Source organism: Rhodococcus sp. 14-2470-1a (genome assembly GCF_002259425.1).
Lineage (GTDB): Bacteria > Actinomycetota > Actinomycetes > Mycobacteriales > Mycobacteriaceae > Rhodococcoides > Rhodococcoides fascians_E.
Map to the genome: position 1 here is coordinate 13,627 of NZ_NPFZ01000042.1, position 14,422 is coordinate 28,048.

General features: G+C 62.4%; 12 protein-coding genes. 6 read left to right on the forward strand and 6 right to left on the reverse strand.

What is annotated here, in order from left to right:
• Positions 1-80 precede the first annotated feature (80 nt).
• Both CH292_RS25815 and CH292_RS25820 read right to left on the reverse strand, forming a co-directional pair.
• Positions 81-1,580, reverse strand: coding sequence for a multicopper oxidase family protein (locus tag CH292_RS25815; RefSeq protein WP_094656071.1), 1,500 nt, complete (start codon positions 1,578-1,580; stop codon positions 81-83).
• Between the two features lie 102 nt (positions 1,581-1,682).
• A complete protein-coding gene (locus CH292_RS25820) occupies positions 1,683-2,159 on the reverse strand; it encodes a TlpA disulfide reductase family protein (protein WP_179278098.1) in 477 nt (158 codons plus the stop codon).
• Between the two features lie 625 nt (positions 2,160-2,784).
• Between CH292_RS25820 and CH292_RS25825 the strand changes: the two genes are divergently transcribed.
• Complete coding sequence (locus tag CH292_RS25825) at positions 2,785-3,894, forward strand: M23 family metallopeptidase (RefSeq protein WP_256978581.1); 1,110 nt, start codon at positions 2,785-2,787, stop codon at positions 3,892-3,894.
• Between the two features lie 202 nt (positions 3,895-4,096).
• Here CH292_RS25825 and ctaD read toward each other — a convergent pair whose 3' ends face one another.
• From ctaD to lnt, 3 genes are all read right to left on the reverse strand, one after another.
• Positions 4,097-5,872, reverse strand: a complete 1,776-nt coding sequence (gene ctaD, locus CH292_RS25830) for a cytochrome c oxidase subunit I (RefSeq protein ID WP_094656072.1) — start codon at positions 5,870-5,872, stop codon at positions 4,097-4,099.
• Positions 5,873-6,012: 140 nt separating this feature from the next.
• On the reverse strand, positions 6,013-6,651 hold the full coding sequence (locus tag CH292_RS25835; protein WP_094656073.1) for a M23 family metallopeptidase: 639 nt from the start codon (positions 6,649-6,651) through the stop codon (positions 6,013-6,015).
• 307 nt (positions 6,652-6,958) lie between these two features.
• A complete protein-coding gene (gene lnt / locus CH292_RS25840) occupies positions 6,959-8,551 on the reverse strand; it encodes an apolipoprotein N-acyltransferase (RefSeq protein ID WP_094656074.1) in 1,593 nt (530 codons plus the stop codon).
• Positions 8,552-9,200: 649 nt separating this feature from the next.
• On the opposite strand from lnt, the gene CH292_RS25845 reads away from it, so the two are divergent.
• From CH292_RS25845 to CH292_RS25860, 5 genes are all read left to right on the forward strand, one after another.
• The gene (locus CH292_RS25845; RefSeq protein WP_256978582.1) at positions 9,201-9,620 is read left to right on the forward strand and encodes a hypothetical protein; all 420 of its coding nucleotides are present in this window, start codon (positions 9,201-9,203) and stop codon (positions 9,618-9,620) included.
• A 108-nt stretch (positions 9,621-9,728) separates the two neighbouring features.
• Positions 9,729-10,844: a PLP-dependent cysteine synthase family protein gene (locus CH292_RS25850; protein WP_094656075.1), complete on the forward strand. Its 1,116-nt coding sequence runs from the start codon at positions 9,729-9,731 to the stop codon at positions 10,842-10,844.
• Entirely contained in the window at positions 10,841-12,130 is a 1,290-nt protein-coding gene (locus CH292_RS25855; protein ID WP_094656076.1) for an MFS transporter, read from the forward strand. Before CH292_RS25850 ends, CH292_RS25855 begins: the two co-directional genes overlap by 4 nt.
• A gap of 378 nt (positions 12,131-12,508) precedes the next feature.
• Entirely contained in the window at positions 12,509-13,132 is a 624-nt protein-coding gene (locus CH292_RS29065; RefSeq protein WP_179278095.1) for a DUF6088 family protein, read from the forward strand.
• Positions 13,132-14,103, forward strand: a complete 972-nt coding sequence (locus CH292_RS25860) for a nucleotidyl transferase AbiEii/AbiGii toxin family protein (protein WP_179278096.1) — start codon at positions 13,132-13,134, stop codon at positions 14,101-14,103. Before CH292_RS29065 ends, CH292_RS25860 begins: the two co-directional genes overlap by 1 nt.
• A 12-nt stretch (positions 14,104-14,115) precedes the next feature.
• Here CH292_RS25860 and CH292_RS25865 read toward each other — a convergent pair.
• Positions 14,116-14,422: integrase core domain-containing protein (locus CH292_RS25865; RefSeq protein WP_143545732.1), on the reverse strand; the 307-nt coding region annotated here is incomplete at its 5' end.

Consider the following 14,422-nt stretch of genomic DNA (forward strand, 5'->3'; position numbering starts at 1 on the left):
GAGCCAGCTGCGCGATCCTTCGGTAGCAAGCAACCTGGTCCGAGACCGTGCATGCCTCGAATGCGAATGCGGCCGTGAGCTCACGCCAGGTAGGAGACCGACGTCATCATTCCCGCTTCCCCGTGATAGAGGTTGTGGCAGTGCAGAAGCCACTGTCCGGGATTGTCGGTGTCGAAGTCGACTTCGACAGTTTGGTTCGGCAAGACCAGCGATGTGTCCTTCCGTGGACCCGATCCGGCGCCATTGACAACCTCGAAGGTGTGCCCGTGCAGATGCATGGGATGAAACATCATGGTGGCATTGACGAAACGAAGTCGCACTCTTTCGCCTTCGCGAACGTCGAGGGGAGTGTGCTGCTCGTACGTCTCACCGTTGAGCGTCCAGGTGTACCCGCTCATCTCCATCCCGAGAGCGATGTCGTACGTGCGATCCGGATCACGTGCGGGCAGGCGGACCGTATCGAGCGACATCAGTTGATCAGCCATCACCGGGGCTGCAGAGAGTTCGGCAGGCCGGATTGACGATTGCGGCGCGGCGCCTGGCCCGGTACGCAACACAGCAAACCCGCTCCCGTCCTTACCTTCGGCGGCGGCGACAATCGGAAACGCCCCGTCCTGCAAGGTGATGATTGCGTCGTAACGCTCTCCCATCCCGATCAACAAGCATTGTGCCTGTTCGGGCTGAACAGGAAATCCGTCGCTGTGAGTAACAGTGAGGGGATGACCCCCTACTGCGAAACGGAAGGCCGTGTCGGCAGCTGCGTTGATGATGCGCAGGCGCAGTCGCTGGCCTGGCCGTCCGCCGAGCACGATGGGGTCGGCCCCGATCTTGCCGTTGATCAGGTAATACGGATAGCTCACGTCGCCGGTGTCGTCGCCCAAAGGCGCCTGGGCGGTGGGCGCGCTCATCGACATGCCACCCATCGACATACCCTCGCTGCGTAGTCGTTCGAGTTCTTGATCGGGGTCGCCGGCTATCCCGTCGAGCCAGTCGTCGAGGACCAGGACGGCTTCGAGGTCGTAGTCCGAGCCGTCGGCGGGGTCCTCGACGATCAACGGTGCATACAGTCCTCGGTCGAGTTGGGTACCGACATGAGGGTGGAAAAAGTACGTGCCCGCGTCGGGCACGGTGAAGTCGTAGCCGAACGAGTCACCGGAAGCCACAGCCGGCTGAGTCAGGCCCGGTACTCCGTCCATGTCATTGCGCAAGGCAATTCCGTGCCAATGGATCGTCGTCTCCTGCGCCAGACGGTTGTCGAGCTGTGCGCGCAATACATCACCTCGGCTCAGGCGAATCTCGGCACCGGGGAGCCTGTCGCCGAAGGTCCACGTCTGTACCTGCACTCCGCCGAGGTCGATCGTGCTGGACTGAGCGTTCATGGAGATGTCGACTTGTCTGCCGGCGGCCGAGCGGCGCGCATCCTCGGCCTTTCCAACCGCATCGGAGTCCGGTCCGACGACTGTCGCTGCGGACGAGCCATTGCCGCATGCCGCCAACACGACGGCGCTCGTTCCGCCCGCGCTCAGCGCGAGAAAGCTGCGGCGCGTGAGCGAGGACGCACCTGTCCGCTGCCCGGTCATACACATCTCCCAATTCTGTGGAAGTCCGTCCGCCGGTGGGCGTTCGATCCTCGCCGCGTTGCTGTTGCTGTTGCTGTTGCTGTTGCTGTTGCTGTTGCGATATCAGCGCATAAGCGCTGTCACCGCGTCCCGTACCTGACTTGGGTTGTAGAACACCGGAGTCGAGGTGATGCGCTCGATCGTTCCATCGCTCTGGACCAAAAAACTCAAGGGCAGGACAGGGGGCGCGGTAAGTATTTGCAACGCCGCGTCAGCCTGGTCGAACGAGGGATAGTGCACCCCCAGCTCGGTGAGCAGGCTCAATGCCGCGTCAGCATTGTCTTGCACGTTGAGACCGACGACGCGAACGGCATCCGGTTCCGCGGCATACTGGGCCAGAACCGGAATCTCTTGTCTACACGGACCGCACCACGACGCCCAGACATTGAGCAATGTGGGTTGCCCGGCCAGGGAGGTCCCCAGATCGGATATGTCCGAAGTTCCTAGGCATCTCGCGGACGTACCGACGAGCTCGCCAGTTGCGGGGGACGGAATCGGTGAGGTCGGGCACGGATCGAGGGCAGCACGGGTAGCGAGCATCGTCGACGGGGGATCCTCGACCTCGACGTGAGGTGTCGATCCTGCGGGCCCTACCGACTGGGTTGAGGGATCTTGAGGCCATAATGCCAGCGCTCCAACAACTGTCACGATGACGATGATCGCCAGTAGGAACCGGCGTGTCGTCACCCGCTGCACCCTGCACCTCCGTCTCGTTCGTGTCGAAGCAGTCCGTCTGTCGTCATACTACACAAGCTACTATCGCCGATAGTAGCAACGTGGATTATGCAGCCCGTCAACGCTTTCGCGGACCCCTTCGCTCTTGAACCTCTCAGCGCCCGCGCACAGCTTTCCGGCCGATCGCCGAATTCCCCGTCGCCGTTGAGGTGCCCGACGAAGCCGTCCAGCAGCGTCGAGTCCTTCTGGCGCAGATAATATTACGTGCTTCGACTCCGGCTCCCGAGGAACTGACCCGATGACCGAAATGGGTCACAAGGTATGAATGTTACCGATGTAATTCACTGTGACTGGTGGTGCTTGCGTGGAAAAAGTGTAATAGTGATGCGGCGTGTCGCCTTGACTCGAAGGCGACACGAATTACTGCCAGGTATGCAGTTGCCGTCCAGGAGGACCACCGAAAATGAAACCTCTGCCCTCGTTATCGTGCATGGCACACCGAACTCGGTGGGGTACTCGCGTCCTCGTCGGCACCGCGTTCGTGGGAGGCCTCCTCGCGCTGGCGCCCACGGTGTCTGCAGCACCGGACGCCGATCCGGCTGCGCCGTCGCCTGCCACCGTCGCACAGGCCCAATCGGACCCGCACGTCCAACAAGAGATCCTCGGTCTAGTCGTCGGTGCACTACGCGATATTCGCGCCAACGGTGCCCTCGATGACCTGGCCGGCCCACAGAGCCGCATCGTCTCCTGCCTCGTGGGCACGATCGGAGCCACCGATACAACTGACGGACAAACGGGAGCCCTTTCGCGATTCATCCCATGTCTCGCGCCGATCAACGACATCGACCCCACAGTTCTCCCCCGACTGGTGTCGTCGATGGACGTCGCCACACTCGCATCCACACTCGCGGCAGCCGAGACTCCACACGATCCGGCCACCCCGCACACCTCATCGCGCGGACACGCGGCGGTCCCACCCGGCAGGTCGAACGCCGAGCCCTCGACCGAACACCCGAACACCCAGGGCACCGAATCGGCCGCCGACCCATCGACGCCCGAACTGCCCGCGATCGAACCCGACGCCACTGTGCCTGAAACGTCGGCACCCGACACATCATCTGAAACTACGACACCCGAGGCGGGCGATCATTCGTCGGCCGCCCCGCAATTCCCCACCGACACAACAGGGTCGAGCACCGGAAAGTATCGTGCGCCGACAACAGGAACGTTGACCTCGACATTCGGTGACGACCGCGGCCATCAAGGTATCGACATCGCCAACTCCACCGGTACACCGATCGTCGCGGTCGCGGACGGCGAAGTGATCAGCGCAGGACCGGCCCAGGGATTCGGACTCTGGGTGCGCATACGCCACGATGACGGCACCGTAACGACCTACGGACACAACAACGACAACCTCGTGACCGTAGGTCAACGTGTCGCGGCTGGCGAAGAAATTGCGACGGTAGGAAACCGGGGTATCTCCACCGGTCCACATCTGCACTTTGAGGTCGACACACCCGCCGGCGACAAGGTCGACCCCAGACCGTGGCTGGCGGAACGCGGAGCCACCATCGCCGGTTCGGATCGCGACTCGTAGCCGAGCGTCGACCGCACGGCTACGCCGATGTGAACGAATTCCCGACTGTTGCAATGGCTTCGGATACGTCTCAGCGGTTTCGTTCAACGTCGGACCTGGACCCCCGGTGCCATAACATGTTCCGCGGGCGCGCAGTAGGATCGCCCGCATTCCAGGGGCCTCGATCCGGCAGGGCGCCATCTCCCCGGGTCAGGCTCGCCTGTCACGGCGTGGCTGTGGGTGGCGCACCTTCTTCGTTGTCGTGCAGCGGTTCCGCCCGGACTTCCTCAAGGGCTGCGCTGACCTGGCCTCCCTCGTGTCCGGATCCGACGTGCGCTTCGGCGCGCATCCGCTCCACCATGTGCGGGTAATGCAGTTCGAATGCCGGCCGCTCCGACCGGATTCTCGGCAACTCCGTGAAATTGTGCCGCGGCGGCGGACATGAAGTAGCCCACTCCAACGAATTGCCGTACCCCCATGGGTCATCGACGGTGACCACCTCGCCATACCGGTAGGACTTGAACACATTCCACACGAACGGCAACGTTGATGCCCCCAACACGAACGCACCCACCGTGGAAATGATGTTGAGCGTGGTGAACCCGTCCGACGGTAGATAGTCGGCATACCGGCGCGGCATACCCTCGTTCCCGAGCCAGTGCTGCACCAAGAATGTGGCGTGGAAACCGATGAACGTCAACCAGAAGTGCCACTTCCCGAGGGTTTCGTCCATCATTCGGCCGGTCATCTTCGGGAACCAGAAGTAGATCCCGGCATATGTCGCGAATACCACCGTCCCGAACACCACGTAGTGGAAGTGCGCCACGACGAAGTACGAGTCGGTGACTTGAAAATCGATCGGGGGCGAGGCCAACAACACACCCGATAGCCCGCCGAAGAGGAAAGTGATCAGGAAGCCGATCGAGAACAGCATCGGCGATTCCAGCGTCACCTGACCGCGCCACATCGTGCCGATCCAGTTGAAGATCTTCACCCCGGTCGGTACTGCGATCAAAAAGGTCATGAACGAGAAGAACGGCAGCAAAACAGCACCGGTGGCGTACATATGGTGCGCCCACACCGCAACGGAGAGCGCCGCGATACCGAGGGTGGCATAGATCAGGCCGGTGTACCCGAAGATCGGTTTGCGGGAAAAGACGGGGAATATCTCCGAGACTATCCCGAAGAACGGCAGCGCGATGATGTACACCTCGGGGTGACCGAAGAACCAGAACAGGTTCTGCCACAGCAAGACTCCGCCCGTCGCGGGATCAAATATGTGTGTTCCCAGGTTCCGGTCCGCGGCCAGGCCCATCAAGGCCGCCGTCAGCAACGGAAACGCGAGCAGAATCAGAATGGAGGTGACCAGAATGTTCCACGTGAAGATCGGCATCCGGAACATCGTCATTCCCGGTGCGCGGAGGCAGACCACGGTGGTGACCATGTTCACCGCGCCCAAGATGGTGCCCAACCCGGCGACGGTCAAGCCCATGATCCACAGATCTGCACCCACCCCCGGTGAGTGCAGGGCCGAGGTGAGCGGGGTGTAGGCGGTCCAGCCGAAGTCAGCGGCGCCGCCCGGGGTGATAAATCCTGCGGTGGTGATCAACGCACCGAACAGATACAGCCAGTACGAGAAAGCGTTCAACCGTGGAAACGCCACGTCCGGGGCGCCGATCTGCAGCGGCAGAATGAAATTGGCGAACCCGAACACGATCGGCGTCGCATACAACAGCAACATGATCGTACCGTGCATCGTGAACAGCTGATTGTACTGCTCGTTCGAAAGAAACTGCATCCCCGGCACAGCCAATTCGGCGCGCATCAACAACGCCATCAACCCGCCGACGAGAAAGAAACCGAAGGACGTGACGAGATACATGATCCCCAACACCTTGGGATCGGTTGTCGTCACAGCTTTGTGAAGAAACGAACCTTTCGGTCCCGTCCGCGGCGGAAATGGCCGCACGGCAAACGTTTTGACGGCGAGGTCGGTCATGCGGACTCATCTCTCTGTGGCCCGGCGCCATGGACAGCGCTCCGGGACCCGGCCCGGCGAGCTTCGTTAACTACTATCCATCATAGTAGTTCATGGCGCGTTTTTCGTGTCGCACCCGGTCCGAGAGATGGAGACGGTTCCTACGACTGAACCGCCGCGTCGGACAACGCGACACCCCGAGAGGCGAGCCACCCCTTGGGATCCACTTTGTTCCCCGCTGCGTCCGCAACCTCGAAATGCAAGTGAGGACCGGTCGACTGGCCACGGTTACCGACAGTGGCGATCTGCTCACCGGCTTGCACTCGTTGCCCCACGGTCACCAGGGTTTGGTCAATGTGCCCGTATACTGTTGTTGTTCCATCGTCGTGCTGAATGCGCACCCAGAGGCCGAAACCTTCCGCCGGGCCGGAGTCGAGCACGGTGCCGTCTGCTGCCGCGTAAACGGGAGTTCCGATGGTGTTGGCGATGTCGAGTCCAGTGTGCGTAGTCCCCCAGCGTGGACCGAAATCCGAGGTCAGGGTGCCTGCGACCGGACGAACGAAGAGTGGTCGCAGCGCCGCTGCATCACGCGCAGCGCTCTCCTCTGCTAGCCGTTGCCCTTTGGCCAGTTGCTCGATCGCATTGTTGAAGTTAGAGATCTCCGGTATGGCGAGTATTTGAGGCAGATACGTGGCCACCGGGTCCTGTGCCGGCGCCTCGTGTCTGGGGGCTGCCTGCGCCTGGGCGGGGCTTGCATATTGGGCGCCCGCCGTGATCAGAGCGCCCGCTGCCACCGCCATGGTGACGGCGACGCTGCCGCGCCGCTCGGTGACGCGCGTTCGAGCACGGTGCCGCCCTCCCGGCGTCCCCGCCGCTCGCTGCGCGTCACAGTCCAATAACTGTTGGCTTCGGTCGGTATTACGGGTCGTACGGTGTTGTGCCACAACAGAATCCTCGGTAATCGATTGGAGCAAAGCGCAACTAGTTGTATGCGCATCTCGCTGATGTGTCGAAACGATAACGACACGATAACGAAACGATACACGAAAAGTGACCTAATTACTATCGCGGTTAGTAGTTCGAGTGGCTCGGTACCTTTTGTGCACGTCAGAGCGCGGCATACTGCGGCGTCGGCGTTCGCAGCCAACCGGCCGACGAACGCCTTCTCCACGCGAGAGCACACCCCACGACAGCAAGAACGACCGCGGCGTACTCCGGAAGCGCTCCCAGCCTTGTCGCCCACGTCGATCTCGTTTCCAGGGCAACATCAGCCACTAACGTCTCCGCAGTGAACAGGCCTGAACGATCTCCGACCTTCCCCTGTGGGTCGATGACGGCGCTGACCCCGCTGGTCGCAGCAACTAGGACCGTCCTGTTATGTTCGACCGCCCGCAGCCGCGACATCGCCAACTGCTGGTAGGTCATATCGGTGCGCCCGAACGTCGCATTGTTGGTGGGGACCGTGATCAGCTGCGCCCCCGCACGCACGGACTCGGTGACCAGGTCGTCGAACGCGACCTCGTAACACGTAGCGACGGCCGTCGGGATTCCGGCGAGGTCGACGACACCGTCGCCCGAGCCGGGAACGAAGTTACCGGCCTGCGAGGCGTACGAGGACAACGCCGTCATCACAGATCGCATCGGGAGATACTCCCCGAAAGGGACGAGCTTGCGTTTGTCGTGCCGCTCCCCCGGTCCAAGAACCGGATCCCACACGATCGAGGTATTCGTCGAGGTGCCGTCATCGTTGCCAAGGACCGCACCAACCAGAATCGGCACCCCGACCGACCGCGCTGCAGCGTCGATCCCGGCAGTAGCGTCGGCATTGCGCAGCGGATCGATATCGGATGCATTCTCGGGCCAGATCACCAGGTCGGGGACGGGCACACTGCCGGCGGTGATGTCTTCCCCGAGTTGCATTGTTCGCTCGATGTGATTGTCGAGAACTGCTCGACGTTGTGAGTTGAAGTCCAGACCCAACCGCGGAACGTTGCCTTGAACAACGGCGACCGTCGCACGCGCTGCGCCTGCGTCGTCAGCAGGAGTGAGCGCGAAAGCCAGAGCCGGCACGATCACTACAGTGGCCGCCGACCCGACTGCGAATCGTGGCGTCGGCGGGCGTACCTGGCAGACCGCGCTTGCCAGTGCCGCGCCGATCAATGCGACTGCGAAAGATACACCGGGCGCACCGACGAACGCGGCAAGCGAGAGCAGAGGACCGTCTGCTTGGGCGAAAGCTAATTTCCCCCAAGGAAATCCGCCGAACGGAATCCGTGCGCGCAGACCTTCGGTGGCGGTCCAGATCGCTGCGATCCACAGCGCTTCGAGGCGCAACCCGGACACTGCGGCCGCTGCAGCGCAGAACAGTGCCACTGCTATCGCTTGGATCGCCGCGAGCGCCAGCCACGGCGGAGCGCCGACGTAGACGCCCACCCAGGGTAGAAGGGGCAGAAAGAAAGCCAGTCCCGACAGGTATCCGTAGAAGAATGCCGCCCGGATGGAGCGGCCGCGGATGACGAGAACAAGTACCCCGATACCCAGCGGCGCGAGGAACCATAGCGACCGAGGTGGGAAGCTCGCGAACAACAGCAAACCAGCAGATACTGCAGACGATGACCTGACTGCTATCGCGGTGAACGCACGGCGCCGGGTTCGTTGATGACGGTTCACTGTTGTTGCGCTGGAGTCGATATCGAGCATGCCTGCATAGCTCTTTTCTCATGTACGGCATAGCGCCACCTGGCCACCTCAGTTACTACTATGCACGATAGTAGTAACTGAGGTGAGCCCAGACCGGCTCTCCAACCGCCACCGTGTCCTCTGCGACGTCGATGCATATCCCGGCCAGGCCCCGGGTATCGACCGCGCACCTTTCGCTGTGCCCTTTGGCCGGGCATCGACCGCTGCACGGACCACCCTTGTCTCAGAGTTGTGGCTGACACTTGCGGCGACAAGTCATTGACTCTGCGGCCGGATGCGATGCAGGCGTCCAGAAAGCGCAGGCTGGCATCCCCATCTCCGCGCAGATCTGCAGTTCCTCCCGATCGAACGAGTCCGGGCTCAGCTCCGAGTCCGGGCTTAGCTCGCACAAGATGCCTGCTGGACCCCGGGATGGAGACTGGCTTCTACCTCTGCCTCAGCACGCCGACAAATGCGGGTACGTCTGCTCTTGGCGGCCATGGTGGCCGTGGTGATCACCGCCCCGGTCGCCCTGGCCGTGTTCGACGTGACCAGAAACATGTGGTGCCTGCTGGCGGCCGTGTGACCGCCCGATTCGGCGGCGGCACGTCTCGGGCGCCCTGGCGGATTTGGACCAACCCCCGTTTCTGGCTGCTACCGTCGAGACGTTGTGACAGCACTTGCGATACGCCCGCCGCGTCTGCGGACGGTTATCGCAGTCGCCGCTGTCCTTTATTTGTTGGCTCACACCATCGCTCAATGCGGCGTCGCCTGGGAACAGGACCATCACGGCGACGGCGTACACATCATTTCGTCCTCGTCGCAGGTCGCCGCGGAACTCTCACCGAACCACGCGCACATCGACGACGGATCGACCCATGTGGCGCACGAGACGAACACCGTCATCGCGATGCCCCGATCCGACAATCCGCCCCGCCCGTTAACCGTCGCCGCGGTCGCCGCAATGGGCCTGGCTGTGGTGTTGGTGGCGATGTCTGCGCCGCGCATTCCGCGAGCCCCGCCGGATCTATCCATTCCGGTCCGGCACGGCCGGACCGTCTTGAACGAACTCTGTATCAACAGGTGCTGATCAGCAGCCCGCGGGCAATCTGAGGACTTCTCTCCTCATGGCCCAGCTCGTGCTGCCCATCACTCACTTACTGCGTCCCTCGCAGGTCACATACAGGGATTACTCATCATGAACAGTGCTGTTCGCTCCACACTCGTGCCACCGTCCTCCGCCGGCCACATGTTGGCGACCGCCAAGAACTGCCCGGAACCGAGCACTATGGTCGGCAACACGCCCGTTCTGTGGATCGGTGAACCGTTCGCTGACTCTGGCCGCGGTTTCTGGGCGAAACTCGAAGGCAGCAATCCCGGCGGGATGAAAGACCGCCCAGCGCTGCACATGGTCGAGAAAGCGAAGGCCCGCGGCGACCTCGCTCCCGGTGCGATGATCATCGAATCCACGAGCGGAACCCTCGGCCTGGGTTTGGCCTTGGCTGGGATCACCCATCACCACCCCGTCACCCTCGTCACCGACCCCGGTCTGGAACCGATCGTGCACCGGATGCTCGCCGCGTACGGCGCCCGCGTCGAATTGGTCACCACACCGCACCCCACCGGCGGCTGGCAGCAGGCCCGGCGTGAGAAGGTCCGTGAACTCCTCGATGCACATGCGGGGTCGTGGTGCCCGGATCAATACACCAACCCGGACAATGTCGAGGCGTACGAGTCGCTTGCTCACGAACTCATCGCTCAGCTCGGCCGCGTCGACACACTGGTCTGCTCGGTGGGCACCGGCGGGCACTCCGCCGGCGTAGCCCGGGTGCTCCGACAGTTCTGCCCCAACCTGAAACTGGTCGGCGTCGACACCATCGGATCGACTATCTTCGGACAACCCGCCAGCACCCGGCTCATGCGCGGACTGGGCTCGAGCATCTACCCCGACAACATCGACTATCCCGCCTTCGACGAGGTGCACTGGGTGGCCCCCCACGAAGCCGTCTGGTCGTGCCGCACCCTGGCCGCCACCCACCACGCCAGCGGCGGCTGGAGCGTCGGTGCCGTCGCCCTCGCAGCGGGCTGGATCGCCCGCACTAGCCCGCCGGAGACCAGGGTTGCGGCCGTCTTCCCCGACGGACCGCAGCGCTACTTCGACACCATTTATAACGACGAGTACTGCACTGAGCATGACCTGCTCGACGTAAACCCGCCGACCGAGCCAACGACCATCGGCCACACCACCGACCAGATCGTGACGGCCTGGACCCGGTGCGCCACCGTAGTCGATCCCACCGAGAGCGTTTCATGAAAAACCTTCTGACCCAGTTCCGTAGCTTCGACCGGCCCAGCCAGGTGTTGATGGTCAACCAGTTCTCCATCAACGTCGGTTTCTACATGCTGATGCCGTATCTAGCCGGGTATCTGGCCGGGCCTCTGGGCCTGGCAGCCTGGGCGGTCGGGCTGGTTCTGGGTATGCGGAATTTCTCCCAGCAGGGGATGTTCCTGCTCGGCGGCACCCTCGCTGACCGCCTCGGATACAAACCCCTGATTGTCGCCGGCTGCCTGCTGCGGGTCGCCGGTTTCGTACTGCTTGCTGCCGTGGAATCGCTGCCGGCGATCCTGCTCGCCTCGGCCGCCACAGGGTTCGCCGGTGCGCTGTTCAACCCGGCCGTACGGGCGTACCTGGCCGCCGACGCGGGGCCACGACGGGTCGAGGCGTTCGCGGTGTTCAACGTGTTCTATCAGGCTGGGATTCTGCTGGGCCCGTTGATCGGTCTCGCTCTGACCTCCCTCGATTTCCGGGTCACCTCACTGGCAGCGGCCGCGGTCTTCGCTGTGCTGACGATCGTGCAGATCTGGACGCTCCCCGCGCAACGGGCCGAGACGACCGTGGCCAAGACATCGGTACTTGAGGACTGGCGGGTGGTGGTGACCAATCGGCCTTTTGTGTTGTTCGCGTTGGCGATGATTGGGTCCTATGTTCTCTCGTTCCAGATCTATCTGGCGCTGCCGCTGCAGGCGGCGGTGGTGGTCGGTGACGGCCGGTCCGACACCGCCTTGGTGACCTCGTTGTTCGTGGTCTCCGGGTTGGTGGCGATCGCCGGGCAGTTCCGGATCACGTCCTGGTTGTCCCGCAGGTGGGGTTCGGGGCGAAGTCTGGTGGTCGGCATGGCGATCATGGCGCTGGCGTTCCTCCCGCTGATCATGCTGCCGAGCCCGGCCGCGCTGGGCGGGTGGGCCGCCGCCGGTGCCCTGATACTCACCGCTGCACTGCTGGCGGTCGGCACCGCCGCGGTGTTTCCGTTCGAGATGGACACGGTGGTGACCCTGTCGGGTGGCAGGCTCGTGGCCACCCATTACGGCTTCTACAACACCATCGTCGGGGTCGGCATCCTGCTCGGCAACCTGGGCACCGGTGCCGTCTTCGGGATTCTCAGCGACGCGCATCTGGGTGCGCTGATCTGGGTGATATTGACAGGTGTCGGGGCGGTATCTGTGGCCGCCCTGTATCTGCTCGACCGGTCCGCCCGGCTCTCCCCACTCCCGGCCAAGAGCACTGTGACCGAGACCGATGGGGTATCGGCCACCAGCTAATGGCTGATTCCTGAAGGTGTCGCTGCGGGCGTAGTAGGCGGAGGGTTTCCAAGTTCACAGCGTGACCAATGAACTGGCAACCCTCCTGCCCGAACTCTGTGTGCTCCTTGATGACCCCTGCTCATCGATCCCGAATTGCTCTTCCGGGTCGTCGCTGCTCGTGTTCGATTGCGAAACGCTGATGGATCCGTCACGGCCACCACAACGACGACCTACGCGCCGTGTTTTCCCTACCTTCACGGGATGCGGTCGCGTTCGCCCTTGCTGCCCTTGCCGCGCTGCGCCGCGCTACGAACCTACGGGTACGGCGACGCGTGGGGATGATTGCACCTGTGCGGGAGTGGACTTCATGACAGGATTTCAGTACAGTTTCATGTCATGCGGAGGAGAGCAACCAGCCCAGGAAAGGCCTTGGACGAAGTACGTGTCGGTAGGTTCGTGCGTGTCGAAGAACTACCGGGAAGCAGGGCTGCCGCAAGTTCGGCGGTATCGCGCGCGCACAAGCACGGTGACCTCGTAGCAATCCGCAAGGGCTTGTACTTCAAGGGCGCCAAGACGCGATACGGGATGACCTACCCGTCGTCGGAACAAATCGCGGTGGAAGTGCTGGGCAACGTCGGTGTCGGACCGACCGGATACACCGCGGCGCGAACATTGGGGTTGACCACGCAGGTTCCGACGCAGCCGACACTCACGGTCGCCGGTCCGGTTCCAACGTCCGTCCCCGGTGTGAAGATCTGCAAGCGCAATAACATGCGACGGCGCACACTGCGCTATACCGAAATAGCATTGCTGGAACTACTGCGTGGTGAATGGGAGTCCACCGTCGACGGCGGCTGGAGCGCTCTGGCGTCAGCGTTCGACGAGGCAGTGCGAGCACACCAGATCCGTCCAACCGTCCTAGCCGAAGCGGTCCGCAGCGAAAGGTCACCGGCAGCCCGCGAGAACTTTGCCCGGCTCACCGGCGATCGACACGCCCAACACCTAGTCGTGTCCGCCTGATGCCGCTGCTGCGTAAGAGTCGCAGTGATCTGCAAGCGCTCATTGGCGCAACGGCTCGCGCGCGCAACATCGACCAAACGTTCATCGAGAAGGATTTTTGGGTCATCGAGGTACTGCGCGCCGCGACCACACCGATCGACGTACTCGCCAAGGACGGCAGTCGGTATCCGGTCAGGACGATATTCAAGGGCGGAACGAGCCTAAGTCGCGCATATGAGTTGATCGAGCGATTCTCCGAGGATGTCGACCTTCTGGTGTCATTTCCCGATGTAGATTCCAGCACGAATGCGCGTGACAAGGTACTCAAGAGCATCCGCGATAACGTGGCGGAGCACTTGACTCTAGATTCGACACGTGTTGTTGCAGGTGCGGCGACAACCGGTGTGAAACGTAACGTCCGCTATCTCTACCCACGATTTCGGTACCAAGGATCGTCAGCAATCAGTGAAGGCGTACTCCTGGAGATGGGCTGCAGGGGAGGTACTTATCCCACGCAACAACATGCACTGCGGTCAATGGTTGCCGAGCATGCGATCGATGTTCTCGGCGAAAATCCTGCCGCCTGGGACGAATTCGCACCTGTCTCGGTGGCGGTGCTAGCTCCCGAACGAACGTTGCTCGAGAAACTCGCGCTCCTCCACGACGGCGCATCCCGATCACCTGACGAAGGGGCCGATGAAACCCTCCGCAGGGCTGGGCGCCACCTCTACGACATCTATCAATTGCTCCAATCCGACGATGTCCTCGCTGCACTGAACGCACTCGGACCAAGCGGTGTCGGCGAGCTCTGCAACGATATCGACGAACACAGTGACAGCGCCGGATTCAGCTTTACGCCACGACCACACACAGGTTATTGCACCAGTCCACTCCTCGACGCCGACTCCCTGTGTCAGACAGCCCTGAGTGAGGGTTACCGCTCTGCTATGAGCCTGGTCTACGGGGCGCAACCTGAACTGTCCTGGATCTGATGGAGACCTGGTTCAAGCCACTTCGCGGTCGGAAGTGGCGATCGAGCATTGCTGACGGTACTCGTTTTCATAGGTGACGGGCGAAATGTAGCCGATCGAGGAGTGCAAGCGGCTGGTGTTGAACCAATGCACCCACGACGCGGTTTCCCGTTCGATCTCGGCCCGACCAGTCCACGACTTCTGGCGGTCGATCAGCTCGGTTTTGTACAGGCCGATCGTTGATTCCATCAACGCATTATCGAGCGCATCGCCGACGCTTCCGATCGATCCGGCCAGCCCCGATTCGATCAACGCTTCGGTGAAGGCAAGCGAAGTATAT

Coding starts and splice junctions, on each gene's coding strand:
- CH292_RS25815 (WP_094656071.1), bottom strand. CDS start 1,580: ATGACCGGGCAGCGGACAGGTGCGTCCTCGCTCACGCGCCGCAGCTTT.
- CH292_RS25820 (WP_179278098.1), bottom strand. CDS start 2,159: ATGCTCGCTACCCGTGCTGCCCTCGATCCGTGCCCGACCTCACCGATT.
- CH292_RS25825 (WP_256978581.1), top strand. CDS start 2,785: ATGGCACACCGAACTCGGTGGGGTACTCGCGTCCTCGTCGGCACCGCG.
- ctaD (WP_094656072.1), bottom strand. CDS start 5,872: ATGACCGACCTCGCCGTCAAAACGTTTGCCGTGCGGCCATTTCCGCCG.
- CH292_RS25835 (WP_094656073.1), bottom strand. CDS start 6,651: ATGGCGGTGGCAGCGGGCGCTCTGATCACGGCGGGCGCCCAATATGCA.
- lnt (WP_094656074.1), bottom strand. CDS start 8,551: ATGCTCGATATCGACTCCAGCGCAACAACAGTGAACCGTCATCAACGA.
- CH292_RS25850 (WP_094656075.1), top strand. CDS start 9,729: ATGAACAGTGCTGTTCGCTCCACACTCGTGCCACCGTCCTCCGCCGGC.
- CH292_RS25855 (WP_094656076.1), top strand. CDS start 10,841: ATGAAAAACCTTCTGACCCAGTTCCGTAGCTTCGACCGGCCCAGCCAG.
- CH292_RS29065 (WP_179278095.1), top strand. CDS start 12,509: ATGCGGAGGAGAGCAACCAGCCCAGGAAAGGCCTTGGACGAAGTACGT.
- CH292_RS25860 (WP_179278096.1), top strand. CDS start 13,132: ATGCCGCTGCTGCGTAAGAGTCGCAGTGATCTGCAAGCGCTCATTGGC.